This window comes from Edaphobacter sp. 4G125 (genome assembly GCF_014274685.1).
In the GTDB taxonomy this organism is placed as follows: Bacteria; Acidobacteriota; Terriglobia; order Terriglobales; family Acidobacteriaceae; genus Edaphobacter.
The window spans coordinates 2616797-2642797 of sequence record NZ_CP060393.1; the positions used below are offsets into that span (position 1 = coordinate 2616797).

General features: G+C 56.2%; 21 protein-coding genes. 14 read left to right on the forward strand and 7 right to left on the reverse strand.

Going from position 1 to position 26001, the window contains the following annotated elements; all coding sequences use genetic code 11:
• Positions 1 to 315: 315 nt before the first annotated feature.
• A complete protein-coding gene (locus H7846_RS10995; RefSeq protein WP_255460563.1) occupies positions 316 to 4764 on the reverse strand; it encodes a glutamate synthase-related protein in 4449 nt (1482 codons plus the stop codon).
• A gap of 247 nt (positions 4765 to 5011) precedes the next feature.
• On the opposite strand from H7846_RS10995, the gene H7846_RS11000 reads away from it, so the two are divergent.
• From H7846_RS11000 to cydB, 9 genes are all read left to right on the forward strand, one after another.
• Entirely contained in the window at positions 5012 to 5452 is a 441-nt protein-coding gene (locus H7846_RS11000) for an arginine repressor (protein ID WP_186692107.1), read from the forward strand.
• A gap of 1 nt (position 5453) precedes the next feature.
• Entirely contained in the window at positions 5454 to 6560 is a 1107-nt protein-coding gene (argC, locus tag H7846_RS11005; RefSeq protein ID WP_255460987.1) for an N-acetyl-gamma-glutamyl-phosphate reductase, read from the forward strand.
• Positions 6557 to 7339 (forward strand): acetylglutamate kinase, encoded by a 783-nt coding sequence (gene argB / locus H7846_RS11010; protein ID WP_186692109.1) that lies wholly within the window; start codon positions 6557 to 6559, stop codon positions 7337 to 7339. Before argC ends, argB begins: the two co-directional genes overlap by 4 nt.
• A complete protein-coding gene (locus H7846_RS11015) occupies positions 7336 to 8586 on the forward strand; it encodes an aspartate aminotransferase family protein (RefSeq protein WP_186692111.1) in 1251 nt (416 codons plus the stop codon). The genes argB and H7846_RS11015 overlap by 4 nt, the downstream gene beginning before the upstream one ends.
• Positions 8579 to 9691, forward strand: a complete 1113-nt coding sequence (gene argF / locus H7846_RS11020; protein WP_186692112.1) for an ornithine carbamoyltransferase — start codon at positions 8579 to 8581, stop codon at positions 9689 to 9691. Before H7846_RS11015 ends, argF begins: the two co-directional genes overlap by 8 nt.
• A 34-nt stretch (positions 9692 to 9725) precedes the next feature.
• Entirely contained in the window at positions 9726 to 11213 is a 1488-nt protein-coding gene (gene argH, locus H7846_RS11025) for an argininosuccinate lyase (protein ID WP_186696323.1), read from the forward strand.
• Positions 11214 to 11220: 7 nt separating this feature from the next.
• The gene (locus tag H7846_RS11030; RefSeq protein ID WP_255460988.1) at positions 11221 to 11826 is read left to right on the forward strand and encodes a GNAT family N-acetyltransferase; all 606 of its coding nucleotides are present in this window, start codon (positions 11221 to 11223) and stop codon (positions 11824 to 11826) included.
• Positions 11827 to 11944: 118 nt separating this feature from the next.
• Positions 11945 to 13318: a cytochrome ubiquinol oxidase subunit I gene (locus H7846_RS11035; RefSeq protein ID WP_186692114.1), complete on the forward strand. Its 1374-nt coding sequence runs from the start codon at positions 11945 to 11947 to the stop codon at positions 13316 to 13318.
• A gap of 13 nt (positions 13319 to 13331) precedes the next feature.
• Positions 13332 to 14378, forward strand: a complete 1047-nt coding sequence (gene cydB / locus H7846_RS11040) for a cytochrome d ubiquinol oxidase subunit II (protein WP_186692115.1) — start codon at positions 13332 to 13334, stop codon at positions 14376 to 14378.
• A 6-nt stretch (positions 14379 to 14384) separates the two neighbouring features.
• On the opposite strand, the gene H7846_RS11045 is transcribed toward cydB, so the two are convergent.
• Positions 14385 to 15182, reverse strand: a complete 798-nt coding sequence (locus H7846_RS11045; protein WP_186692116.1) for an ABC transporter ATP-binding protein — start codon at positions 15180 to 15182, stop codon at positions 14385 to 14387.
• An 83-nt stretch (positions 15183 to 15265) separates the two neighbouring features.
• Between H7846_RS11045 and H7846_RS11050 the strand changes: the two genes are divergently transcribed.
• A complete protein-coding gene (locus H7846_RS11050; protein ID WP_186692117.1) occupies positions 15266 to 15688 on the forward strand; it encodes a MauE/DoxX family redox-associated membrane protein in 423 nt (140 codons plus the stop codon).
• A gap of 105 nt (positions 15689 to 15793) precedes the next feature.
• Here H7846_RS11050 and H7846_RS11055 read toward each other — a convergent pair whose 3' ends face one another.
• Positions 15794 to 16549 carry a TIGR00266 family protein gene (locus H7846_RS11055; RefSeq protein ID WP_186692118.1) on the reverse strand — a complete coding sequence of 252 codons (756 nt, stop codon included), beginning with the start codon at positions 16547 to 16549 and terminating at the stop codon, positions 15794 to 15796.
• Between the two features lie 281 nt (positions 16550 to 16830).
• Here H7846_RS11055 and H7846_RS11060 point away from each other — a divergent pair, with 281 nt between their 5' ends.
• Together H7846_RS11060 and H7846_RS11065 are read left to right on the forward strand one after the other, a co-directional pair.
• A complete protein-coding gene (locus tag H7846_RS11060) occupies positions 16831 to 17625 on the forward strand; it encodes a protein-L-isoaspartate O-methyltransferase family protein (RefSeq protein WP_255460564.1) in 795 nt (264 codons plus the stop codon).
• Between the two features lie 206 nt (positions 17626 to 17831).
• Positions 17832 to 18713, forward strand: coding sequence for a sugar phosphate isomerase/epimerase family protein (locus tag H7846_RS11065; protein WP_186692122.1), 882 nt, complete (start codon positions 17832 to 17834; stop codon positions 18711 to 18713).
• A gap of 135 nt (positions 18714 to 18848) precedes the next feature.
• Here the strand turns inward: H7846_RS11065 and tdh are convergent, their stop codons facing one another.
• Complete coding sequence (gene tdh, locus H7846_RS11070) at positions 18849 to 19883, reverse strand: L-threonine 3-dehydrogenase (RefSeq protein WP_186692124.1); 1035 nt, start codon at positions 19881 to 19883, stop codon at positions 18849 to 18851.
• A 208-nt stretch (positions 19884 to 20091) separates the two neighbouring features.
• Here tdh and H7846_RS11075 point away from each other — a divergent pair, with 208 nt between their 5' ends.
• Together H7846_RS11075 and H7846_RS11080 are read left to right on the forward strand one after the other, a co-directional pair.
• Complete coding sequence (locus H7846_RS11075) at positions 20092 to 21234, forward strand: lactonase family protein (protein ID WP_186692126.1); 1143 nt, start codon at positions 20092 to 20094, stop codon at positions 21232 to 21234.
• A gap of 25 nt (positions 21235 to 21259) precedes the next feature.
• The gene (locus tag H7846_RS11080) at positions 21260 to 22411 is read left to right on the forward strand and encodes a lactonase family protein (protein WP_255460565.1); all 1152 of its coding nucleotides are present in this window, start codon (positions 21260 to 21262) and stop codon (positions 22409 to 22411) included.
• Positions 22412 to 22483: 72 nt separating this feature from the next.
• On the opposite strand, the gene H7846_RS11085 is transcribed toward H7846_RS11080, so the two are convergent.
• The 3 genes from H7846_RS11085 to H7846_RS11095 all read right to left on the reverse strand — a co-directional run bounded on the left by H7846_RS11085 (position 22484) and on the right by H7846_RS11095 (position 25946).
• The gene (locus H7846_RS11085; RefSeq protein WP_186692130.1) at positions 22484 to 23863 is read right to left on the reverse strand and encodes an amidohydrolase/deacetylase family metallohydrolase; all 1380 of its coding nucleotides are present in this window, start codon (positions 23861 to 23863) and stop codon (positions 22484 to 22486) included.
• 102 nt (positions 23864 to 23965) lie between these two features.
• Positions 23966 to 25333 carry an aminotransferase class V-fold PLP-dependent enzyme gene (locus tag H7846_RS11090; RefSeq protein ID WP_186692132.1) on the reverse strand — a complete coding sequence of 456 codons (1368 nt, stop codon included), beginning with the start codon at positions 25331 to 25333 and terminating at the stop codon, positions 23966 to 23968.
• Between the two features lie 40 nt (positions 25334 to 25373).
• A complete protein-coding gene (locus H7846_RS11095) occupies positions 25374 to 25946 on the reverse strand; it encodes a RidA family protein (protein WP_186692134.1) in 573 nt (190 codons plus the stop codon).
• Positions 25947 to 26001 lie beyond the last annotated feature (55 nt).

The window sequence follows — 26001 nt, forward strand, 5'->3', positions numbered from 1 at the left end:
ACTCTAAAGAAACGAACCGGCTTTGCCAAGAATGAATTCCGATTCCTATATCTATCTCGACAAATTCCTCTCCATCGACCGATCTAAAATCTCTGTCAATAGACAAAGGCATTGAAGTGACACAAAACAAAGCCAATTCAGTTTGCAGAATAGTCCCATCTACCCCGCTATACTGGAAGTAGCTCAGAAACCAAAATGCCCCGGGAGATCCGGGGCATTTTGGTTTTGTCATCTGGAACCGAAGTACCAGGCTAACTCAATCTTTCGAATACTTTGCGCAATAAAGCCAGGGGGGAGGGGGTCCTCCCCCGATGACTACACTTGTGACTTCGGGCTAAGCCGGACGAAGGCTTTTGAGCTCGTCTCCCAGTCAGCCAGCATCGCCTTCGCCAGACCGCTGTCCGAAAGAGCTACATGCTCTTCGATCAACGCCTTCAGGCTTACCTGAGCATCCGAATCCAGCGAACTAAATGGTGTAGGATCAATAAATTCTGGATGAAACTTCGAGTCAGACAGGAAGCTGCCGTCGATGTCATAGATCCACGCCACGCCGCCGGTCATACCGGCGCCGAAGTTCATACCGGTCTTACCCAGTACGACAACGGTTCCGCCGGTCATGTACTCGCAACCATGATCGCCGACTCCTTCAACGACCGCCGTCGCGCCCGAATTCCGGACCGCGAAGCGTTCGCCTGCACGACCCGCAGCAAACAATTTGCCCGAGGTTGCACCATACAACGCCACGTTGCCAAGAATCACGTGTTGACCGCTATCTTTCGCCGCCAGACCACGCGGACGGATCACGATCTCACCACCCGAGAGTCCCTTACCCACAAAATCATTCGCCTGGCCATCGAGGATCAGCTTCATTCCCTCAACAGCAAATGCTGCGAACGACTGTCCCGCTGTTCCATGCAGGTCGAAGGTGACATCGGCGTGCAGATCGGCCTGAGCGCGACGCAACGCCAACTCACCGGCCAAACGCGTACCCACGGAGCGGTCGCCGTTGGCAATCTGCGACGAAACCACATACGGCTTCCCTGCCTCGACTGCCTCGAGCGCTGGTGCAACCCACTTCTCGTCGATCGCAGGCTTCGGCAACGGTTGATCGTTTCGTCCGCCCATCCAGCGACGCGGGCCATCGTTGACCTGGGTCAGCATCGGACTCAAATCCAGGTTGCCGTCGAACCGGACCTGCTCTAGCAGATCGGAGCGCCCCACAGCCGCCTCCAACGAAGGCAGGCCGTAGCGCGCCAGCAGATGCCGCAGGTCCGCCGAGAGCTCTTCAAAGAATCGGACCACGTGTTCCGGCTTGCCGCGGAACTTCGCCCGTAGCTCCGGCTTCTGGGTTGCAATGCCTGTAGGACAGGTATTCAGGTGACACTGACGGGCCATATCGCAACCCAGCACCACCAATACCGCCGTTCCAAAGGCAAACTCGTCGGCCCCTAACAGCGCGGCGACCAGAACATCGCGTGCTGTCGCCAGACCACCGTCGGTACGCAGACGAACACGACCACGCATACCGTTCTGCATCAGCACCTGCTGTGCCTCGGCCAGTCCAAGCTCCCACGGATTGCCTGCATACTTGATGCTCGAAAGAGCAGCTGCTCCAGTTCCGCCGGTATTTCCAGCGATCACAACGTAGTCTGCATAAGCCTTCGCAACACCAGCCGCCACCGTTCCAACACCGCAGCCGGAAACCAGTTTCACGCCAACCGTCGCCTTCGAATTCACACGCTTCAGATCGTAGATTAGCTGTGCCAGGTCTTCGATCGAGTAGATGTCATGATGCGGCGGAGGCGAGATCAACGAAACACCAGGCTGCGCATGACGCAGGCGGGCGATCAACCCGCTCACCTTGTGGCCCGGAAGCTGTCCGCCCTCACCAGGCTTGGCTCCCTGCGCGACCTTGATCTCAATTTCTTCGGCATGAGCGAGATACTCGGCAGTGACACCGAAGCGTCCCGAAGCAATCTGCTTGATCTTGTTGTTTAGTGAGACGTGAACCGCTGGAGCCGCAATCATAGGTTCGGCAACAGCAACGCCGCCTTGCGCATGCAACGCAGCGCTTGTTCCGCCCGAGCCAGGAAGGTTCTCTGACCCGACTGGATGCTGACGATAGACAGCGGAGTCTTCTCCGCCTTCGCCGGTGTTCGAGCGGGCACCCAGCATATTCATCGCGGCGGTAATGGTCTGGTGCGCTTCTGGACTCAGGGAACCCAGAGACATCGCACTGGCCACAAACCGCTTCGCCAGGCTTGCAGGCTTCTCCACCTCGTCGAGCGAGAGTTCGTGTCCGGCCGGACGAATCTCCAACAGGTCGCGCAGCACCGCCGGATCGCGGGCGATCACGTCCTTGGTAAAGATGGCAAAGGCAGCAGCGGGGTCGGTCGGCTGCGGTACATTACGTGCGCTTCCCACGACGGACTGCAACGCCTTGACCGTCGGAGGTTGCCATGCATGTGGTTCGGCAACGTCCGCCTTGCGGAAGCGTACCCAGCCATAATCCGGCAGATCGGCGCTCTCACGCGGTTGCCATGTCTGGCGAAGCTGACGATCCACCTCTGTAAACCCAATCCCCGAAAGCGGAGCCGGGGTGTTCGGGAAGCAACGCTCCACAACGCTCGAGTGCAGACCGAGAATGTCGAACTGACGCGCGCTGCGGTAACTGTCGACGACAGAGATTCCCATCTTCGACATGACCTTGGCCAGGCCCGCATCGAGAGCCTTGAGCATCTTCTTCTCGGCGACGTCCGGCTCTGTGCCTGCCGGGGCAAGGGCGCGTCCGGTCTCAAGCGCAAGCCACGGACAGACCGCACCGGCGCCATAGCCGATCAGCACGGCGGCGTGGTGAATATCGCGGCAGTCGCCAGCTTCGACGGCGATACCGGTCAGCGTCCGCAAGCCAGCTGCGACCAGCGCCTGATGGATGGCTCCGGTGGCCATAGCGATGGGAACCGGCAGCTTCTCCGAGCTGGCATAACGGTCCGTCAGCAGCAGAATGCGCGCCCCGTGCCGCACCAGGTCGATCGCCTGATCACAGAGCTCATCGAGTGCCTGCACCAGGGTCAGTTTCGGAGAGAAGACGCAGGGCAGTTCCGACAGGGGCAGCTCGCTTGCGTGCGGGTAATCCCCTTTTCTCAGCGACTCGACCTGCCCCACCGACAAGAAGGGGGACGGTAGGGAGACGCCTGGAAGAGGTGCATTTTTATCCAACAGGTGCGGCCAAGGGCCGAGACGCGTATGCAGCGAGACGACGCAGGCTTCGCGCAACGGATCGATTGCGGGATTCGTCACCTGGGCAAAGCGCTGCCGGAAATAGGCATAAAGCGGCCGCGGCGTCCGCGCCAGGAAGGCCAGGGGAGTATCGTCACCCATCGACCAAACGGCATCTTTTCCATCAGTTGCCATCGGCTGCAGAATCATCCGTACATCTTCGCGGGTATAACCGAATCCCTTCTGCAGAGTTGCGAGCGCTTCATTCTCCGGGGCTGCTACGACTGCAGGAAGCAGGGGGCTGTCTTCGATTAGCTTGGCATAGATCGGATCCGCATCGAAGAGAGCAAGCAGATCTTCATCTTCAAAGACCTTGTGCTTTTCGAGATCGACCACCAGCATCTGCCCAGGACCGAGGCGACCGCTGTGGGTAACTTCATTGGGATCGAGATCGACCAGACCGATCTCCGACCCGGCTACAACAAGTCCATCCTTTGTGATGGCGAATCGACAAGGCCGCAGACCATTGCGATCCAGAATGGCTCCGACAAGGCGACCGTCCGAGAAGGCAATCGCCGCCGGTCCGTCCCACGGCTCGGTGCAGTCGGAGTGATAGCGCAGGAATGATGAAGTGTGACCGGAAGCAGCCGCCGGAGGCATCAGCATCCGCATGGCCTCCGCGAGCGTGCGGCCGTTCTGCGAGATCAGCTCGACCGTCTCGTCCAGGCTGGTCGAATCGGTTCCGCCCTGCGTGTGGACCGGCTTGCATTCCACCGGCAGCGTGGAGTCGCGCGAGGCCATGCGGGCGCGATTCCCCCATACCGTATTGATCTCTCCATTGTGTCCGAGGGTACGGCCGGGCTGAGCGCGATGCCAGGTAGGAAGGGTGTTGGTGGCGTATCGCTGATGAAAGATGGCAAAGGGAGTAACAAACTCTACTGAGGCCAGATCGGGGTAGAAAGAAGCCAGATCAACACCGGTACACATCGCCTTGTAGACGATGGTCTGAGTGGACATCGAACAGATATAACCTTCCACTTCGCCTTGTTCATGAGAACGCTCAAACTGTTTACGGGCAAGATAGAGGCGACGCTCCGTCGTTGCAGAGTCCGCGTTATCGGCGTCGATCACCAGGACCTGCCGAACCTTCGGCATGGTGGAAAGAGCCATTTCGCCGAGGTATTCCGTATGAACCGGAACGTCGCGCCAGCAAAGCACCTTGAAATCGTGCGATTGCAGGGCGCGCTCGATCAGCGCCTCCGCTCGAATCTCGTCCTGGGGGATGAAAACCATGCCCACCCCAAGAGTTTTACCCTCGGGAATCGAAAGTTTTTCGGAGCGAATCAAAAGCTCGCGCGGAACCGCAACCAGCACACCGACGCCATCACTGCTCTTACCATCGGCCGCAGTAGCTCCGCGGTGAGCAAGTCTTCCCAGAGCTGTGAGGGCTTGAGTAAGAATTCGATGAGATGGAACAGCGTCGACCGAAGCCACAAAGCCGACTCCACAAGAGTCATGATCGAAGCGTTCATCAATCAGGGACATGACTTGAGACGACTGGGAGCTTATACAGTCAGAGGGGGATGCGGACACAGAGGCGGAGACGAGAGGGCGAAACCTTTCCATAATTCACTATACGTCCGATGAACGGCGAGTTCATCGAATAACCTTTCCGTCAAGGTGTGGTGATGTTCCGCGTGGAACGTCTTGCATAAATATACACTACAATGTATATTTATGCAAAGCCCGGGAGTCTTCTTGTTGTCTGTGGCAGAAAAGAGCTGAAACACAGGTGAAACAACAACGTCATACCGTAATCCGTGAACTGCTGGCCAAGGGACCGATCGCCAGCCAGGATGAGCTACGGCGAAAACTTGCGGGGCGTGGTTTTCATGTTACACAAGCCACGCTCTCTCGCGACATCCACGAGTTGCGATTATCGAAAGGGCCTGATGGATATTCCCTCTCCAATGGAGGAGACCACGAAGAAGACTCGCTTCCGGAGATCCGAGAAGTGCTTCAAAGTTTTGGCCTTGAGGTGCGACAAGCGGCAAATCTCCTGGTGGTAATGACTACGACTGGAGGAGCGCAGCCCATTGCTGCAGGAATGGACTATGAGGACTGGCCCGAGGTTGTTGGGACCATTGCAGGAGACGATACAGTTTTAATTATCTGCCCCGATGTGGAGCAGGCGACACAGTTGAAGACGCGGATTGAAGGGTACATTGGCTAATCTGGACATTCTCGAGAAGACGCAGGAGGCGGGAACGGCAAATGCTGCTGTTCCCCGAGTGGCAATTGCTGGCGTAAGCGGGTATGCAGGCGGTGAGCTTGCCCGCCTGCTGCTGCGTCATCCGAACATGAACGGAACAGCTCCGCTCTTTCTGGGCAGAGCCAGTGAATCGGCCTCTGCAGAGATCACCACGATTGAATCGCTGCATCCTCACCTCGCTGGGCTTGGCACAAAAGTCTCTCATGCGATCGAGCCATTTCACTGGGACCGCCTCGTCGATACCGGGATCGAAATTCTGTTCCTCGCGCTGCCTCATGAGCAGTCGCGCGAGTGGGCCCCCGAGGCCATCCAACGCGGCATCCGCGTAATCGACCTTAGCGGAGCATGGCGCCTGAAGGAAGAGAGCAACCGCGCCGTCTACAAGCTGACGGATGCTGATCCAGCGGTAGCTGCAAAACTCCAGCAAGAGGCTGTCTTCGGCTGCCCGGAGCTACACCGCGAAGAGATTCGCACCGCCCGGCTGGTTGCGAATCCGGGCTGCTACTCCACATCTTCCATTCTTGCGCTGGCTCCACTGGTGCGTGCTGGAGTCATCGATCTTGAACGTGGAATCGTATGCGACGCAAAGTCTGGTGTCAGCGGAGCCGGCAAAGCTCCTACATCCAAGACGCATTTCATGTATGCGGCGGACAACCTTTCTGCGTATTCCGTCTTTGGCCATCGCCACACGGGCGAGCTTCTGGAGCAATTAGGGTTGAGCGCGGATCAGATTCAGTTCACACCGCATCTGCTGCCAATACCCCGAGGTATTTTGTCGACGGTCTATCTGAGACTGAAACAACCAATGACAGCGACTGCGATCACGGAACTGTTCCACAATTTCTACCAGGGAAGCCCAATGGTTCGACTGCATGCCACGCCTGAGCTTCCGCAGATTCAGCACATCGTACGCACAAACTTCTGCGATCTCGGATTTGCACTGGATCGAAGCGGGGAACGTCTGATTGTCGTTTCCTGCTTGGATAACCTATTGAAAGGCGCCGCCGGACAGGCCGTGCAGAACATGAACCTGATGTGCGGGTGGAAAGAAGAGGAGGGCTTGCTGTGAGATTCGTCGTTAAGTTAGGCGGTGCGGGCCTGGAAAAACCCGAACTGTTGCATGCCGCGGGCAAAGCGATCGCCGAAATGGTTGCGGATGGCAACCAGGTGGCCGTAGTCCATGGCGGTGGCGTGCAGCTGACGCGAACCCTGACACAACTGGGCAAAAAGAGCGAGTTTATCTCGGGCCTCCGCGTAACAGATGCAGAGACACGCGATGCTGCGCTGATGGTACTTGCCGGCCGCGTCAATAAATCTCTGGTCGCGTCATTGGCTTCGCATGGACAAGCTGCCGTTGGCCTCTCTGGTGGCGACGGCCATGTCTTTCGTGCGCGCAAGAAGAAGACCAATCCCGATCTAGGATTTGTCGGTGAAATTGCCGCGACTGATCCACGCTGGCTCGAAGCCATCTGGACCATGGGGGCTGTACCGGTAATCTCGTCGATTGCGCTCGGTTTCGATGGAGAGTACTACAATGTTAATGCGGACGAGATGGCAGCAGCCTGTGCGATTTCGACCAAAGCCGACACGTTGGTCTTCCTGACTGACGTGCCGGGGGTGAAGGGGGCTGACGGCAGCGTAATGCGCTGGCTGACGCTCGGGCAGATTCCTGCGCTCGAGAAGCAACAGGTAATATCCGGTGGAATGTTGCCCAAACTGAATGCATGCCGACAGGCACTGTTGCATGGCGTCAAGCGCGTGCGCATCCTGCCTGCGGAGTCCGCGGTACTTTTACCGGATCTCTGCTCAACACGAGTTAACGACGGAACGGAGGTCATGGTCGCATGAACCTGGCATCGATTCAGGCTGCCGAAAGCAAGCTGCTGCTCAACACCTATGAGCGGAATCCTTATCTCTTCGTCAGCGGCAAGGGCGTCTTTCTGGAAGACGAAAATGGAGAACAGTTTCTTGACCTGCTCAGCGGCATCGGCGTCTCTGCGCTGGGTTACGGTCATCCCGCCATTGAGCAAGCGATTACAGAGCAGAGCCAACGCCTGCTTCACACTTCGAATCTTTTTTTCCATCAGGGCACGGCCGAGCTTGCCCTGCGCCTGACCGAGATCAGCTGCATGGACCGCGTCTTCTTCTGCAACAGCGGCACAGAGGCATGGGAAGCAGCGCTCAAGCTTGCACGCGCCTATGCCACAAAAGCCCGCGAGAACGGCAAACGTATTGGGACGAAGTTTCTTGCGCTGGAGCACAGCTTCCACGGCCGCACGATGGGTTCAGTGGCCACGACGCACAAGGAGAAGTACCGCCTTCCCTTCGCTCCGGTCATGACCGATGTCGAGTTCGTGCGCTTTAATGATGTTGCCGACCTGCGCACGAAGTTCTCCGATGAAATCTGTGGCATCTGCATTGAGCCGGTTCAGGGCGAGGGAGGCATCCATCCTGTCTCGCAGGAGTTCTTTGCTACTGCACGCGAGTTGTGCGATTCCACTGGAGCCCTGCTGTTGGCCGATGAGATTCAGAGCGGCCTGGGACGCACCGGAAAATGGTTCGCGTATCAGCACTATGGAATTCAGCCCGATGTGACCACGCTGGCCAAGCCGATTGCTGGGGGAATCCCTATGGGGGCGATGCTTTGCATGGAACGCGTCGCTTCGGCCATTACTCCAGGCATGCACGGTACTACCTTCGGTGGCGGTCCACTGGCCTGTGCTGTTGCGATTGCCGTAATCGACACCATGCGAAAGGAAAATCTGCTAGGTCATATTGAAGAGGTTGGCGGCTTCTTCCACGCCGAGCTTGAGGCCTTGAAGAAACAGCATGATTGCATCACCGAGGTACGAGGGTTGGGTTTGATGCTTGGTATCGAACTCAACTCGGCCGAACTTGCGAAACAGGTCGCTGCGCAGATGATGGAGCGGCGCATCATCATCAATCGCACGAGCGAGACAGTATTACGCTTCCTGCCTCCTTACATTCTCGAAAAGAAGCACGTGGAGATGACCATCAACGCGCTCAACGAGACCTTGAAAGCGAACACGGAACTTGCCGGCGCAACTCCGGCTGGAGAAAAGATTCATGGGTAGCAAAACACTGACGATGAGCTCGAAGCCCGAGACTTCGGGAGAAGGGACAGCTCCCCCTCGCAAGTCAACCGTAACCCTTGGCGTTCAGTCCGACACAGCTTTTACCGAAGCTGCCAAGCGGATGTGCGGACGCGATCTCTGCTCGATCGGTGACCTGACCGTGCAAGAGATGGCCGCCATCATGGAACTGGCTCACGCCGTAAAGAACCATCCGGAAGATTTTCGCCACGCCCTCGATGCCAAGCAAATGGTGATGTTCTTCGAGAAGGCCTCGCTGCGCACGCGGCTAACCTTCGAGGCCGCGATAAACACGCTGGGCGGAAACGCGATCTTTGTCGATCAGACGCATTCCCCATTGGGCGAGCGGGAGTCTCTACCCGATGTAGCGCGCAATCTGGAGCGCTGGATGAACGTGATCGTGTTGCGCACCTACTCACATGAGACCATCACGGAGATGGCGGCCTGCTCCAGGGTTCCGGTCGTCAATGCTCTCTCGGATCTTGAGCACCCCTGCCAGGCCCTTGCAGACTTCTTCACTCTCGAAGAACGCTTCGGCTCGGCCGAGGGCCTGCGATTTACTTACATCGGCGACGGCAATAATGTCTGCCATTCGCTGATGCTGGCTGGAGCGCAGCTCGGATCGCACGTCACGGTCGCCACACCAAAGGGCTTTGCGCCAAAGCTGGAGATCATCCACAAGGCCATCGAAATCGCTGAATCTACCGGCGGCAGCATTACACTGCAACACGATCCCGTAAAGGCGGCCACCGGCGCCGATGCAATCTACACCGACGTCTGCACCAGCATGGGCTTTGAGCACGAAGCCACCAAGCGCGCTCCGATTTTCCAGCCCTACCAGGTGAACGAAACCCTAATGTCGCACGCGCAGCCTGATGCAGTCTTCATGCACTGCCTTCCCGCGCATCGGAATGCCGAAGTCACCGATGCGGTGCTCGACGGCCCGCAGTCGATCGTTTTCGACCAGGCGGAGAACCGGATGCACGCGCAGAAGGCTCTTCTGCTGATGTTGCTGGGGGGAGCCAAGCGCATCTCCAGCGCACGTGGACGCGGAACTCAGGCGCGCAAACGGCCTTCATTGGTCTAACCCTGAAAAGGAAGGGGCAGGAAAAGTGAGCAAGATGTGGTCAGGACGGTTCCGTGAGCCGCTCGATCCTTTGTTTGAGTCGTGGCAGCGTTCGTTCCCTTTCGATGTGCGGTTGCTTCCCCAGGAGGTCGCCGCTTCGAAAGCCCACGCACGCGCCATCGCTGCTGCCGGAATCCTCACTGAAGACGAGCTCCTCCGGATGCTCGATGGACTCGACCGCATCCTTCCGCTCTCAATCGGGGAAGCAGCGAAGCCGGGCTCTATGGTAACGGAAGAACCCCTACCCGCGCACTTTGCAGGAATCGTTGCGATGAATCCGCAGGCCGAGGACATCCATCACTTTGTCGAGTTACAGTTGACGAAGCTCATCGGCGACCTCGCGCTCAAGCTACACACTGGCCGCAGCCGCAACGAACAGATCGCAACCGATATGCGTCTCTTTGTGCGCGATGCAATTGACCAGACTCTCGAGGGCCTGGTCGCATGGCGTGATGCCCTGGTTGAACAGGCACGAGCGGTGGGCGAGGCCGTCATGCCTTCGTACACGCACCTTCAGCGTGCAGAACCTGTCCTGATCGCGCACTGGCTTCTGGCATATGTCTCGATGCTCGAACGAGACTTCTCGCGCCTGATGGACTGCCGCAACCGGCTCAATCTCTGTCCGCTGGGGTCAGGCGCGATCGCTGGCGCCACTCTGGCCCTGGACCGCACTATCGCCGCCGAAGCTCTCGGTTTCGACGGCCCCACGCCAAACAGCATGGACGCGACCAGCGATCGTGACTTTGCGCTCGAGTTTACCCAGGCGCTCTCTGTCCTCGGTCTACATATCTCGCGGTTCGCAGAGGAGCTTACGCTGCACTCCACGGCGGAGTTCGGATTCCTCGATCTTCCGGAGCGCTTCTCTACCGGCTCGAGCGCGATGCCGCAGAAGAAGAATCCCGATCTTACGGAGTTGATTCGCGGTAAGGCAGGACGCCTGCAAGGTGCGGCCATCACGCTAGCGACCATCGTCAAAGGACTTCCTCTTGCCTACAACAAAGACCTGCAGGAAGGCCAGGAACCTGTCTTCGACGCGACCGATACGATCCACGGAATCCTTGCGCTATTGCCGGAGTTTACCCGCACTCTCCGCTTCCGTACCGATGTAATGAAAGCCGCCGCCGAGAAGGGTTACCTAAACGCGATGGCTGCGGCGACCTACCTTACACACAAGGGAGTTCCCTTCCGCAAGGCACACGAGAAGATCGGTCAGGCAGTCCGGCTGGGTCTTGAAACCGGTCGCGAGCTGAACGAGCTTACCTTAGATGAACTGCGAGTTTTTGGCGAAGAGTTCGGCCCGGACTTCTTCGAAGCTGTCTCCCTGGAGGCCACGCTCGATTGCCACGACGTCAGCGGCGGAACAGCCCGCCTCCGCGTAAGGGATGCCGTCGAAGGTGCCGATCGTCAAATTGCGTCCGACAAAGCCTCGCTTGCATCCAAAAAGTCTGCGAAACTTGGCTTGGAGAGCCTCACCGTTGTCTAACTCGTCCCTGCTTCCGATCAGCGATTCGACCTCATCTTCACGTCCGCGCGTGGGAGGAGCAATTGTACGCAAGGCGAAGTTGCCAGATGCAGTGAACATCTTCGAGCTGGTCAACTCACTCTCTGGCGATGGGACACTCCTGCGACGTAGTTATGCCGAGATCTGCGAGAACGTTCGCGACTTTACCGTAGCCGAAAGCGAAAGCGGCGTCTTTCTCGGTTGCGGAGCGCTGCATCTTTATGGTCCGCATCTCGCCGAGGTTCGCTCCATTGTTGTGAGACCCGAGGCCAAGGGCCAAGGTGCAGGCGGAAAGTTGCTTCGCGCGCTTCTTGATGAGGCCGAAGACCAGAGCGTCACCTGCGTGTGCCTCTTCACACGTATCCCAGACTTCTTTTTTCACTTTGGTTTTCGTGTCGTCGATCGCACCGTCCTTCCTGACAAGATCTACAAGGACTGCCAGACCTGCCCGCGCCTCTATGCTTGCGACGAAGTTGCCATGGCGCGCGGTCCTATCCCAAAGATCTCGGTTCTGGGCCCCAACCGGTTTCCTCAGCCCGAGCTGGTAAAGCTGCAGGCAGGCTCGATTGCCAACCCTGAGCACAGCTCACACTGACCGATACTCGCGCTTGCTGCGCTTTTTCCTTCGGTAATCGTTTTAATTTATCCGATTCTCTGCACATCCTTTCCAGAACAGGGCATACTGTTGTTCGAAACAGCAAGGAGCCACCCGGATGGATGCATTGACGCTTCATCGGATCCACTTTGCTTTTACGATTACCTACCACTACCTCTTTCCGCAGTTGACGATGGGCCTTGCGCTGCTGATCGTCGCGCTGAAGACAGTCGCCCTGCGCACGCATGATCCCGACCAACGGGAACGCTACGATATCTCGGCTCGGTTCTGGGCCCGCATCTTTGCCGTCAACTTCGTCCTGGGCGTTGTCACGGGGATTCCCATGGAGTTTCAGTTCGGCACCAACTGGTCAGAGTTCTCACGCCGTACCGGGGGAGTCATTGGTCAGCCACTCGCCATGGAAGGTGTATTTTCCTTCTTTCTGGAATCGGCTTTCCTAGGCCTATTGCTGTTCGGTGAAAAGAAGATCTCACGAAAGCTACACTGGTTCGCCGCCTTTATGGTCTTTCTGGGCTCATGGATCTCCGGGTTCTTCATCATTGTCACCGATGCCTGGATGCAGCACCCTGTAGCATACAGGCTGATGCCCAATGGAACCTACGAGGTCACCAGCTTCTGGGGCTTGCTAATGAATCCGTGGGCCTGGCTCCAGTACGCACACAACATGTCCGGCGCGGTCATCACGGGCGCCTTCGTGGTGGCAGCCACCGGAGCGCTCTACCTGTTGCAGCAAAAACACGTGGAGTACGGACGCATCTTCCTTAAGGTTGGGGTCGTTGCCGGAATCATCTCGTGCATTGCCCAGATCTTCCCCACAGGCGATCTCCACGGGAAGTATATGGCTCGCCATCAACCAGCAGCAGTTGCTGGCATGGAAGGGTTGTTTCATTCCACACCAGGCGCGCCGATGGTCCTCATGGGACAACCCAGCGTAGAGAAACAGACCATCGATAATCCGCTGGTCGTAAACAAAGTTTTGAGCTTTCTCATCTATGGAACGACGACCGCAGAGGTGAAGGGGCTCGATCAGATTCCACGAGACCAGTGGCCGTCGGCCCTGCCTCTGTTGTTTTACAGCTATCACATCATGGCGGGACTCGGAACGTACTTTGCTGCCCTGATGGTTGTCGCAGGCTTTCTTCTGTGGAGAGGCAAGCTCTACAGCACACGATGGATTCTCTGGCCCATCCTGCTGAGCTTTCCCCTGCCCTACATTGCCAATACCGCGGGTTGGATGACGGCCGAGTTGGGTCGACAGCCTTGGCTGGTCTATGGCCTGATGCGAACCTCAGAGGGCTATTCCAAACATGTCGGTCCGGAAACGAGCTTATTTACATTGCTCGGCTTTCTCGGGATGTACTCTTTGCTCTCGATCCTATGGATCGTGCTGGTCTATACCGCGATCCAGAAGGGACCAAAGGCTCCAGTCGTCGATGAAGGACATGACGCACATACGCTGACCACCGCATAAAAGGAGAGACGGAATGGGAACCTTGTGGTTCTGGATTGTAGCTGCAATGCTGACCGTTTATGTCGTGTTGGACGGATTTGATCTCGGCGTCGGAATTGTCTATCCGTTTGTTGCGCGAACGGAACAGGAAAAGCGTCAGGCCATGCATGCGATCGGCCCGGTGTGGGATGGCAACGAAGTGTGGCTGATCGCTGGTGGAGGGACACTGTTCTTCGCCTTCCCACTGCTCTATGCCTCCTCGTTCAGCGGCTTCTATCTTCCGTTGACTATCGTGCTATGGCTTCTGATTGTACGTGGACTCAGCATTGAGATGCGTTCGCATACGCATGATAGCGTCTACAAGACCTTCTTCGATGCAACCTTTTTTCTCTCGAGCGCCTTGCTCGCCGTCTTCTTCGGGGCTGCACTGGCAAATGTCATTCGCGGGGTTCCGCTTGGAGCGGATGATTACTTCTTCCTTCCTCTCTGGACAGACTGGAGGACCGGACCCAATCCAGGCATTCTGGATTGGTACACGGTTCTGGGCGGAGTACTCGCTTTGCTGGCGCTGGCTCTGCATGGACTGCTCTATCTCGCCCTCAAAACTACGGGTGACCTCAATGCACGTTCGTCTGCATGGGCTCGGCGCTTGTGGCCTGTGATTGCTGTCATCACGGCCGCAAGCGTTCCGGCCACCGTGATTGCCCGGCCTGATTCTCTTGTCCATTACCAAGAGCATGGATTTGCGTGGCTAGCTCCAGCGATGGTTGTCGTCAGCCTGGCGACGATTATGCTCTCTCTGGCGAAGCGATGGGAATGGAGAGCTTTTCTTGGCTCGTGTTTTTATCTTGCCTCCATGCTGGTTGGCGCGGCCGCAGGACTTTATCCCGTGCTGCTTCCCACCGTCGGCTCAGAGGGTCATGACATTACAATTGCCCGCGCATTGGCGGGGCCGCACACCGTTCGCGTGGGCCTGGTTTGGTGGACCTTTGGAATCCTTCTGGCAGTACTCTATTCTGCGACCGTCTACTGGCTATTTCGAGGCAAGGTGCCTGAACATACCGAGGGCTACGGTCACTAAGCAGAACTACCAGGCGTGATGGAAACCGTCCTTCTCTGTCAGCCGAACAGCGATATGGAAGAGATCGCTGAGCCTCTGCTCTGTAAGGAGTTCAGCACGAGGGCCGTCAGCGACGATCTGGCCATCCTTCATCATCAGAATGCGGTTGATCTCCGGAATAATGTCGGAGACGTGATGCGTGATGAGCAGAATTCCAGTTCCCTGTTGCGCAAGTCGTCGCAGAAGGTTACGCAGCTCCTGTTGAGCGGAAAGATCGAGCGCGTTCGAAGGCTCGTCAAGCAGAAGCATCTGTGACGAAGCCACCAACGCTCGGCCGATCATGATGCGGCGCTGTTGTCCTGCCGACATGTGTCCAACGAGTTTGTCTCGCAAGGGCTCGGCGTCGATTAGTGCGAGAATCTCATCGGCGCGAGCTCGCATTTCTTCAGTGACGTTGAGGTTAGGCCAGAGCGTGGAGCTGGAGAAGAAGCCGGTGAGAACGGCATCGCGGCCTGTGGTTGTCAGTGTCTGTTTGCCGGGAAGTTCTGCGGAGACGACACCGAGGCGCTTCTTGAGTTCGGTCAGGTCCCAGCGCTCGCGCCCGAAGATACTGACTTTCGTCTCCGGCTGGACGATCGGATAGCACTCGCAGGTAATAGTTTTGATGAGCGTCGATTTACCGCAACCGTTCGGCCCGAGGATTACGATGTGCTCGCCGGCGTTGACCGAGAGGCTGATATCGTGGAGAACGATGTTTTCGCCACGAGCTACGTTGACATGCGAGAGGTATAGAAAAGGCTGCTGCTCAGTCGCTTGCGGGGCCATTCTTTTACGATATCGTGCTCACGTGACCTTATCGAGCATCATGCATCGAATAAATAGCTTCATCAGTGATGGTTGGAGGAAGCATGAAGTTCAATACCTCGAACAGCGATGAAAAGATCGCCTATGCGCTGCTGCGGGCGGTTGCCGGAGTGAACCTGTTGATGCATGGCGTGAGCCGCCTGCTTGCCGGTCCGGAAGCGTTCGCAGGGCACCTGACTGAACAGTTCGCTCATGCGCCTCTTCCTGGGTCACTAATTCATGGGTTTGGCGTTGTGCTGCCTCCGATCGAGGGGCTGATCGGGTTGCTATTGCTGATTGGCTGGAAGACCCGCTGGACGCTGATCGCGGCTTCGCTGCTGATGCTGGTGCTGACTTTTGGCACAGCGCTGGTCCAGAATTGGCCGGTCGCAGGAAGTCAACTGATGTATGCACTGGTATATTCCGTGTTGCTGTTCCTGCGGCGATACAACTCGTGGTCAGTGGATGGTTGCTGGAATAAAGAGTGAGAGGAAGCAGTATTACCTGCGTTTTTATCGCAGATCCTTCGACTCCTCTTCGACGCGCTTCGCTTGCCAGGGTCGCTCAGGATGACACTCCGGTTATTCGTCTTCCTACATTCCCTTTAGTACTGAACCTACAATTCCACCGATAACGCCTGATTCTGTGTTCTGCTCAGCACGTTCGACCTTCATGTACTCCTGAAGCTGGTGGGCTAGACGCTGGATGGGCAGGGTCTGGAGCCAGACGCGCCCCGGACCGGTGAGAGCTGCAAGGAAGATTCCGTCTCCACCAAAGATCAGATTGCGAATTCCTGGCACGCGCTGAATCTGAAACGCGACGCTAGCCTGAAAAGCTCCAACATGACCAGGATGGACGCGCAGGGTCTCTCCTGGAGCAAGGTCTTTGACGATGACCTCGCCGGAGAGCTCGAGCCAGGCGATTCCCTGTCCGGAGACCTTCTGAAGCAGAAAACCATCTCCACCGAAGATTCCAGCGCCCAGCGATTGCTGGAAGCCGACGCCGAGTACGATTCCCGCAGTCGCACAGAGAAACCCGTGGCGATGAACAAAATACTCATGACCGTTGTCGACTTCGACTGAAACAATATGCCCGGGCACACGGGTGGCGAAGGCTACAGTTCCAGGTGCACCGTATGCACGGTACTCGGTCATAAAGAGGGTTCCGCCACCGGCGACCCGTTTGAGGACTCCCAGGAATCCACCGCCCCCGGCATGCTGGGTGTGAGTGGTCATTTGGATGGATTGGCTCATCCAGGAGAGTTCGCCCGCCTCGGAGATGACGGCATCATTGTGATCCAACGCAAACTCCAGAACAGGCATGGTGGTGCCGACGATACGATGCTGCATGGACTCTCCTTTTGTTTCTCCCAGAGGATACCCTACCCCACCAAAAGCGCGCAAAGTATTCAAAGGAAATAAGATAAGTCCGGACTTCGATCTTCGGACATTTAAGCAATTCAGCCCGGCATTGAAATGCCGGGCTGAGCTATTCCCTGATTTAAGGTTAGCAGAGCGTGTCAAGAAAACGCATGTGGAAAATCGCCGAGAACGCCCATTTCATATGGAGAAAATGCGGCGTCTGATGAGAGATGAGACTGGAGCAGATCAGGGCGGCATACGGACGGAGCATGGCAGCCAAAGCAGGAGTTAGCCTTGATAGTCCGATTGCGAAAGTCTTCGGAGAGATCCCTCGTGAAAGATTCGTTGGCGATCCACCGTGGAGAGTTTTTGCAGATGAGTCTGAGGGAGAATTAGTGGATGACCCTGCCCTGCTCTACCGGGATGTGTTGGTTCAGTTGAAACATGAAGGTGCCATCAATAATGGTCAGCCAAGTCTTCATGCAATCTGCTTAGCATCTCTGCATCTCCGATCAGGAGAGGTTGCGATTCATGTAGGAGCGGGTACGGGATATTACACCGCCATGCTGGCGCTTCTGGTGGGAGCGGCCGGGCGTGTGGATGCCTACGAGATTGAGAATGATCTTGCAGAAGAGGCACGAAAGAATTTAAAAGAGATGATCTGGGTTAAGGTCCATACGGGATCGGGTACCTTGGATCCACTACCAGAGTGCGATGTCCTGTATGTCAGCGCAGGAGCAACTTCGCCGTTATCCGTCTGGTTGGACTCGCTACGGATGGGAGGGAGGCTGTTGTTTCCTTTGACTCCTGAACAGGGCTACGGTGGAATGCTGTTGATTGCCCGACAGGAGATGGGATATTCCGCGCGCTTTCTGTGTGGAGCGAAGTTTGTGGGATGCGAAGGCGGACGCGATGCGCGGACTGCAGAGAAGCTGGAGGGGTGCTTCCGCAAGGGGCATGTAAGAGAGGTCCGCTCGCTGTGGAGGAATGATGCCCCCGATGAGACAGCATGGTGCGCAGGGGATGGATGGTGGCTTTCGACGAGAGAAATACACGAGAATTAATGGTAGCGGATCCATTTGAAAATACCTCAGGGGCTAAAGCCCCCTTCTTTCTACATACATTCATGGCACGGCTAAAGCTGTGCCCTTAACACGGCATCTCCGTTCTTCCCTTGAATGCTGGACTCACAGTTCGGAATCGAATAGTGTTTTCGGGGAACACAAAAAGTGCGCGATACAGCGTTGTGATCATGAGAAAAGGAGCAGAGATGATCTCTCGACGGAAGTTTATTGGCTATGGATCAGCAGCAGCGGCATATGCAGTAAGTGGAGCAAAGTTTGCTAACGCGAACGCTCTGGGGCTACCGATAGGGATTCAACTGTATTCAGTGCGGCAGCAGCTGCAGCAGGACTACGATAAGGCTCTGGCTGATGTGGCAAGCGCAGGATTTCAAGAAGTTGAGGCAGCAGGTTTCTATGGCCGTAGCTCTGCTCAGGTCAAACAGGCGCTCAAAAAAGTCGGACTTCGATGTGTCAGTTCGCATGTGTCCTTTGGGGATTTACGAAACAAGCTGGATGAGGTGATCGCCTTCCATAAAGAGCTTGGCGCGCAGTACATCATTGCCCCGGGCGCCGGACCGAAAGACCCGACTCCAGGACCGAATGGCAAGCCGAAGCCGATGACGATTGAGGACTGGCGCTGGTTTGCAGGTGAATTAAATACGCTAGGCGAGAAGACGAAAGCCGCAGGAATTACGTTGGGCTATCACAATCATGTGCACGAGTTCGAGCCAGTCGATGGCGGGCTGCCCTATGCAGAGCTGCTTCGGATTATGGACCCGAAGATTACCACATTAGAGCTGGATTGCGGATGGGCTTCCGTTGCCGGACATAAGCCGCAGGACCTGATGCGGGAACATCCGAACCGCTTTTCCATGTTGCATGTGAAGGACTTCAAACTGGGATCGAAACCGAGCGAGGCCAAGGTGACCGAGCTTGGCCTGGGAGACATCGACTACAAGCCGATCCTTGCTCAGGCAGCCAAAACACAGAAGATTCGTCATCTGTTTGTGGAGCAGGAGGCATTCACGATGCCGTATATGGATTCGTTGAAGACAGATGCGAAATACATGCGGGATTTGAAGGTATAGAAATACATAACGCAGATTCCTTCGACAACAAAGGGGTTCGCCAATGGTGAACCCCTTTGTTGATCAGATGCTGCGGCACGGCTTTAGCCGTGCCCTTAACAAACCAGCCTGCTGCTACAGAATGGCAACAGCATTCTAGGCAACGTCGCGCCAATCGAGGATGACCTTGCCGGAGTTGCCGGACCGCATGGCGTCGAAGCCCTGCTCGTAGTCACGCCAGTTGAGGCGATGCGTGATAACTCCAGAAATATCCAGCCCGCTTTGTAGCATGACGGTCATCTTGTACCAGGTCTCATACATCTCACGGCCATAGATTCCGCGAAGGGTAAGCTGGTTGAAGACCACCTGATTCCAGTCGATGGCGATCTGCTCGGAGGGAATGCCGAGCATGGCGATTTTGGCGCCATGGCTCATGTTGGCGAGCATTTCGCGAAAGGCGGCGGGATTGCCGGACATCTCGAGACCGACGTCAAAGCCCTCGTGCATCTGGAGCTGCTTCTGGATTTCCTTGAGTGGCGTTGCGCGAGGATCGACCGCACGGGTTACGCCGACTTTTTGCGCTAGATCGCGACGGTACTGGTTGGGATCGGAGATGACGACATAACGGGCTCCAGCATGTCGGGCGACCGCAGCCGCCATGATTCCAATAGGACCCGCCCCGGTAACAAGGACATCTTCCCCGAGAACCGGAAATGCAAGTGCAGTGTGAACGGCATTGCCAAGGGGATCAAAGATGGCAGCAATCTCATGATTGATGCCCGGAGCGTGCTGCCAGATATTCGACATGGGCAGAACGATGTATTCAGCAAAGGCGCCGTCGCGGTTGACTCCAACCCCGAGGGTGTGGGCACAGAGATGGCGGCGTCCGGCGAGACAGTTGCGGCAACGGCCACAGACGACGTGCCCTTCTCCGGAAACAAGCTGGCCGATAGCGACGTCGGTGACATTGGAACCGATCTCGACGACCTCGCCAACGAACTCATGACCAATGACGAGCCCCTGGCGAATCGTAGAGCTGGCCCAGGCGTCCCAATCATAGATATGGAGGTCTGTCCCGCAGATGCCGGTGTAGAGGACGCGAATTTTGACATCATTGATGCCGATTTGAGGTTCTGGAACATCCTGAAGCCAGAGGCCACGTTCCGAACGGCTTTTTACCAGTGCTTTCACGAAAGAGAGCCCTTTCTGGTGCACACGAACGGGCTTACAACGCAATGGGAGAGTCTGCGATGCACCTGGTAAGCCGCGACATCTATTCTACTGTTCCCATATCATTTCTAGAGCATTTGACGTAGGCACGAAGCGTGGATTGCGGTATAGGATGATCGTGCCTAGCTGTACTGTCAAACAGTTGCAGCCAAAGAACGAGGAGGGGACGATGCAGGAACGTAAGGGATGGAGCCGCAGGGAGTTTGTCCAGTGGATGGGGTATTCCTCATTCGGTACAGCGGGGCTGTGCTCTTCCCTATCTGCTACGACAATCTCAGGCAAGAAGGCTTCTTTCGCCTATGTGAGCTCCCTGGAAGGAAGCGATGAGGGCATCCATGTCTATGCGGTTCATCAAGGACGGTGGGAGAAGCTCCAGATGTTAAAGAGCGAGCGCCCCGTGGCCCTGGTGCTTGCTCCGAATCGAAAGACGCTTTATGCCGTGAACGAGGTGGACCAGTACCGTGGACTTCCGGTTGGAACAGTGGAGGCTTTTGCGATCCACCCGGATGGTAGGCTGAAACTCCTGAATCGCCAGAGACTCGCGCTTTCGGCGATCCATCCGAGGCACGCTGCCGTTACTCCAGATGGACGTAGTCTTGTTGTTGCCGTTCAGGGCGGTGGAGCCTACAACGTATTAGGAATCGAAGAAGACGGGCGGCTGGGACACATCTCCGGACTATGGAAAGAGACTGGGGTAGAACGCGCAGGTGAAAGCCTTGTTGCCCGCCCCCAGATGGTGGCATTTGATCAGACAGGCCGCATACTGAGTGTCGACGGCGGAACGGACCGTTTGAACATCTTTGGCCGCGGCGAAACCAGTCTGACGACACATGAAAGGGCCAACCTGTCCGTGGGATGCGGAGCCTCACAAGTGGAAGCGCACCCGGCGGGAAGCCACCTCTACGTGATACAGAGCAGCGGAATCTCGTGCCATGGCTATGACACAGCGTCAGGGAAAGTATCGCAACCCGTGCAGAACCTTTCGTTCCCTGCTGCCACAGAAGGCCCTTCGACGATGGCAGTACACCCTTCCGGGAACTTTCTCTATGCATGTCAGCAGCGCAATGGGGTGGCCGCGTGGAGCGTGAGTAAGATGACTGGTCGGCTGCGCTCGATAGGAACGCAGGCTGTGGAGCTGGGCGAGCTGGATGCTATTCATGTTGCTCCGGACGGCAGAAGCCTGATTGCGCTGAACGCCGATCGCGGACAGGCAGCGGAGATTCAGATTGACGCCACCACGGGCAGATTGAAGGAGAGCAGGATTGTGGCGCGGGTGAACTCTCCGAAGAGCCTCGCGGTACTCTACAGTTAGCTGTTTCTGAATGCAAGGAGAAAGCATGGCAAAGATTACTCGACGTGGATTCCTTCAAGGGTCTTCGGCGGTAGCGCTCAGTGCGCACCCCTGGGCTGCTCTTGCACAACCGAAAGAACGGCTCGTCTTTATCGGAACCAGCACAGGAAAAGGCAGCAAGGGGATCTATGCCTACAAGTTCAACACAGTCACTGGCGAACTAACGCAGACAGGACTTGCGGTCGAGGCAGATAACCCGACTTTTCTGGCTTTATCGCCTAATGGAAAGATTCTATTTGCGGCGAACGAGCTAATGCGTTTCGAGGGTAAGCGCAGCGGGGCGGTGTCGAGCTTCCTGGTCGATCGTAAGGCGGGAAAACTGACTCCGATCAACGAGGTTTCGGCTGGAGGAGGCGGAACATGCCACGTAGCCGTCGACCACACCGGGCGCTGTGCATTTGCGGCCAATTACGGAGGAGGCAGTGCAGCCTCGTTTTCCGTAGATAAATCGGGCAAACTCAGCCAAGCTGTTTCGTTCTTCCAGTACAGCGGACATGGCCCCAAGCCACAGCAGAAAGGCCCCAGAGGGCATCGCGTTACTGTGTCTCCGGATAACAAATACTTGTTTGTGAATGATCTTGGCCTAGACGAGATTCATGTTTATCACCTGAATGCAGCCACGGCAGAGCTAACGCCACAGGATCCTCCGGCATGGAAGGCAGAGCCAGGTTCGGGACCACGTGCACTTCTGTTCCATCCCAATGGTAAATGGGCCTACTGCGTAAACGAGGTCGGCTCGACCGTAAATGTATTGGATTGGGACGCTAAAAAAGGTGTTTTCACGACCGCACAATTGATCTCGACCGTACCGGAAGATCACCAGGGACCGACTGCTCCGGCGGATATCGTGCTGGATAAGTCAGCCCGATTTGCATATGTTGCCAACCGGCTGGACGACTTTATGGTCTCGTTCTCGGTCTCTCCGACGGACGGAAAACTCACCCTGATGGAGCGGACCTCCTGCGGGGGAAAAACACCTCGCCATATCGCTTTGGATCCGACTGGAAAGTGGCTGCTGGTTGCGAACCAGGCGACAGATAATCTTTCAGTCTTTGCGCGCGACAGCCAGACAGGAAAACTCGCCAAAGAAGGCAAAAACTATCCGCTATCGGTGCCACAGTGCATTTTGTTTGCGTAATACGTTCTCCGGCAGATGAAAGAAAGGCGCTCAGATCAACTGAGCGCCTTTCTCTTTGCATTGTCGCAAGAATTAGTGGTGATTGTTATCTGCTGGCGTGGGCTTGGTGCCGTGCATGTCCGGTCCACGCGGAGCGAAGGTCGTCCACTTCGAATCATACTGCTCGTATTTGCTCGGAGGCTCGCCATACTTGCGGGCTTCGATGCCATTGAGGTCATAAACGATCTTGCCACCCTTGACGGTGAGCTCATCGATGACCTTCTTGGCTCCGTCGACGCGGACATTGTCCATGTCGGTGAAGCCAAAGTGGCCTTCTACAACGCGGAGCACGGCAATGTCAGCCACCGAACCTACGGAGAGATTGCCGAGATCTTCGCGCTTGATCTCGCGCGCAGGATGAGAGGTCATCTCAGCCACAGCCTGTTGCAGGGTAAGGCCGATCGCCATCATTTTGCTGGCAACGTTGAGCTCATCCTTGGTAGCGCTGTTCATGCTGCCGATGTGGAGGTCGGTCGAGAGAGAATCGGGGATGAAGCCATCCTTGACCATCGGAACGGCGAGCGAGAACCGGAAGCTTCCGCCGCCTGTTCCTGTGTCAAAGAAGATTCCGCGCTTACGACCATCAATGAAGGCCTTGCTGGGCCCTTTGGTAACGGGATCCTGCTCATGACGAAGACCGGAGTACATATGGGTGTAGATGTCGCCGGGGCGCAGCTTCTTATTGAGCAGGTCATAAAGAGGACGGCTCTCCGGATGATCGACACCGAAGTCAACCATGACCGGGATGTTGGCTTTGGTTCCAGCAATCACAGCCTGCTCCACTGGTTTCCATTGGGGGCCAGCAAAGTGGGCTGTCTTGATGCCGACAACAGTCTCGGGATATTTGAGAGCCATCTTTGCGGTGGCTTCCCCGTCCATGTCATCCATGTTCTGCTCGTATTTATCACCACGCATACCGGAACCGACGATGTTGAGCATAGCCAGAACACGGGTCTTGGAACGGTCGATGATGCGCTGTTTGAAGTCTTCAAAGTTTTTCCAACCAGAGCATCCGGCGTCAACCACGGTTGTTACGCCATTGCGGAAGGTGAAACCATCCGGCGGAATACTGTTGTCTCCAGCGTAGGAACCGCGTTCTCCTGTGCCGGTGTAGACATGGACGTGAATGTCAATCAAGCCCGGCGTCACATAGAGCCCATTGACATTGATCGTCTTAAGGGCATCGGACGTAGCGATATGCGGAGCAACCTTGGCGATCTTCCCATCTTTAATGGCAACATCCATCACCGAATCGATGTGATTTTTGTCATCGATGACATGACCATTTTGGAGAAGAAGATCGTATGCAAAGTTAGGTGCCTGTGCAAGCGCATGAACAGAGGCAGCCGCCAACGAAAGCACAGCACAACAGGCAGCGATTGGTCGGGTAAATCTGGAAAGCGAGCTGGTCATGAATCTCCTTTTTGTTCGACCCATATTAACTCAAGTTTCAGGCCTCCCCACAGATGGATGAGGAGGCCTCGTATAACGTTTATTGGATACTGCTCGGAGAATTTATGCCTTTGGGGCAGCGCTGAAGATCTCAACTAACCGGTCTGCGATGTACTTATCTTCGCCATCCTTCAGCTGCCACATAGCAAAACCAAACGTTGTCGGATCTTGATTCCGCCGGCGACGCGGCTCCGGTGGATGCGCCGGTGCGTCCGGGTTACGTCCACGCATTCCCATGGAATTTGCATTCGTGCTACCAATACCTACCGGCTTCGTCTCAGCAAGCTGTTTGATAACGTCCTGCGCGGTGATGTTCACCTTTGTCTGGTCGATCTTCCAGCTGTAGTGCGGGGTCACGTTGCCCAGCGCGTTGGGATTAAACTGACGCGGAAGAGCAGTTACGCCGAACTTCGCAACTGCCTTTGAGATGACCTCGGCGCGAGCATCGTAGCTCCTGAGTACCTCATCGTAGTCCTGGTCGACGAACATCTCGAGCGCTTTTAGAAGAGCAAAGATCTGTTCCTTACCGACCTTGCAGGCACGACCGATACGATCTTCCTGTGGGCTCATATTCATCTGCGCCCAGCGGATGAGCTGCTCCTTACCGATGAGGATACCCGTGGATTGAGGGCCGCAGATGTCTTTGCCACCTGAGAAAGCCACAAAATCCCAACCCTGTGCGGGGTACTCCCAGAGCCGCTCCTTGGGGGGAACGTCAGCGGAAGCATCATTGAAAGTGTAGATGTTGGCTTTCTTCGCAATTTCAATCATCTCCGGGCCTGAGACTTTGCCCATGTCCGATTGAATATTGATGTAGTGCATCGCCAACGTCTTTGGATTGATGGCGTTGATCATCTGATCCTTCGTCTCCACCTCGATCAGCTTGACGCCGGTCTGACGAACCTGATGATCAAAGGGGTTGCGATGGGCTTTCTGGATGATGACTTCGGACTTCGGGAAACCAGTGAGATCGGGAACGGTGCTCAAACGAGGCTCAAGATCCTCTGTGAGCATGCCAGCGTAAGCCACGACGATGCCGGCAGCAACACCGCCGGTGACGAGGCCGGTATAGCCTGGAGGCGTCTTACAAAGTTTTTCGATGTAGCGTCCTGCAGCCACTTCGAGATCGTTGATCATGACAAAATGCTGATTGCCCTGGCGCATCAGCTCCATGACCTCAGGTTTCATGACGGAACCACCGATGACAGTGACGGTACCTACGATGTTCACCAGGGGCGTAACTCCAAGCTCCTTATAGACATCTCCGGTGGAGCCCAGACCTTTCTTGATGGGAACGATCGCGTGGCCATCCACCCCAGGCTTCTCGTCCTTCGTCTTCTTTTCAGCCAGAGCGGCTTTAGGGGCTAACAAGCTGCCGGTGGCAGCTCCAAGGGTGGACAGGAACGACCGGCGATTCCACTTCAGATTCATGAACAATATCCCTTCGATAGTCTTACATCAAAAATTAAATTTAGATTCCTGCAGGAGGTTTGGCCGGAGCGGAAGTTGCGGGAGGATTCACAACCAGAGCGCTGCCGACGATCTCGATCAGGGAGTCTCCGGGAATCCATTCCAAAGCCATACAGGCGCGTGAGGGCGCTTTTCCGGGGCTGAAATATGTCCCATATATTTTATTCAACGCATCATATTGTGCTTTGTGAGCATCGAACCGTGCCTTTCCTGTGGGCATGGGAATGCCATCGGCAAGCGGAAGGCACAGAAAGACCTGCAGATGCAGAATGTTATCCATTGTCGATCCAGCACGCTCAACAGACCGTTTGAGAGCATCCATCGTGCGGGTTACATGCTTCTCAAATGGATCCGTTACCAGAATATGGTCTTCTTTGGAATAGCCGTCGTTCGAACCCGTACCAGAGAAATAGTAGATGCCATTGTGAATGTGATTGCCCATCCGGCGTGGGCGTTCTTCCGGGCCTGAAGGAGCAGCGGCGGGCTGTTGCGAAAGAAGTTTTGGTGCTCCAACCATGGCTGCTGTCATTGCGGCGAGTTTCCCGAAGAAGGTGCGGCGAGAGTTTGTCTGCATTCTTTTCTCCTTAGCGTGGAAAGTGCAGCGAAGGTATAAACGATACCGTCCCTAC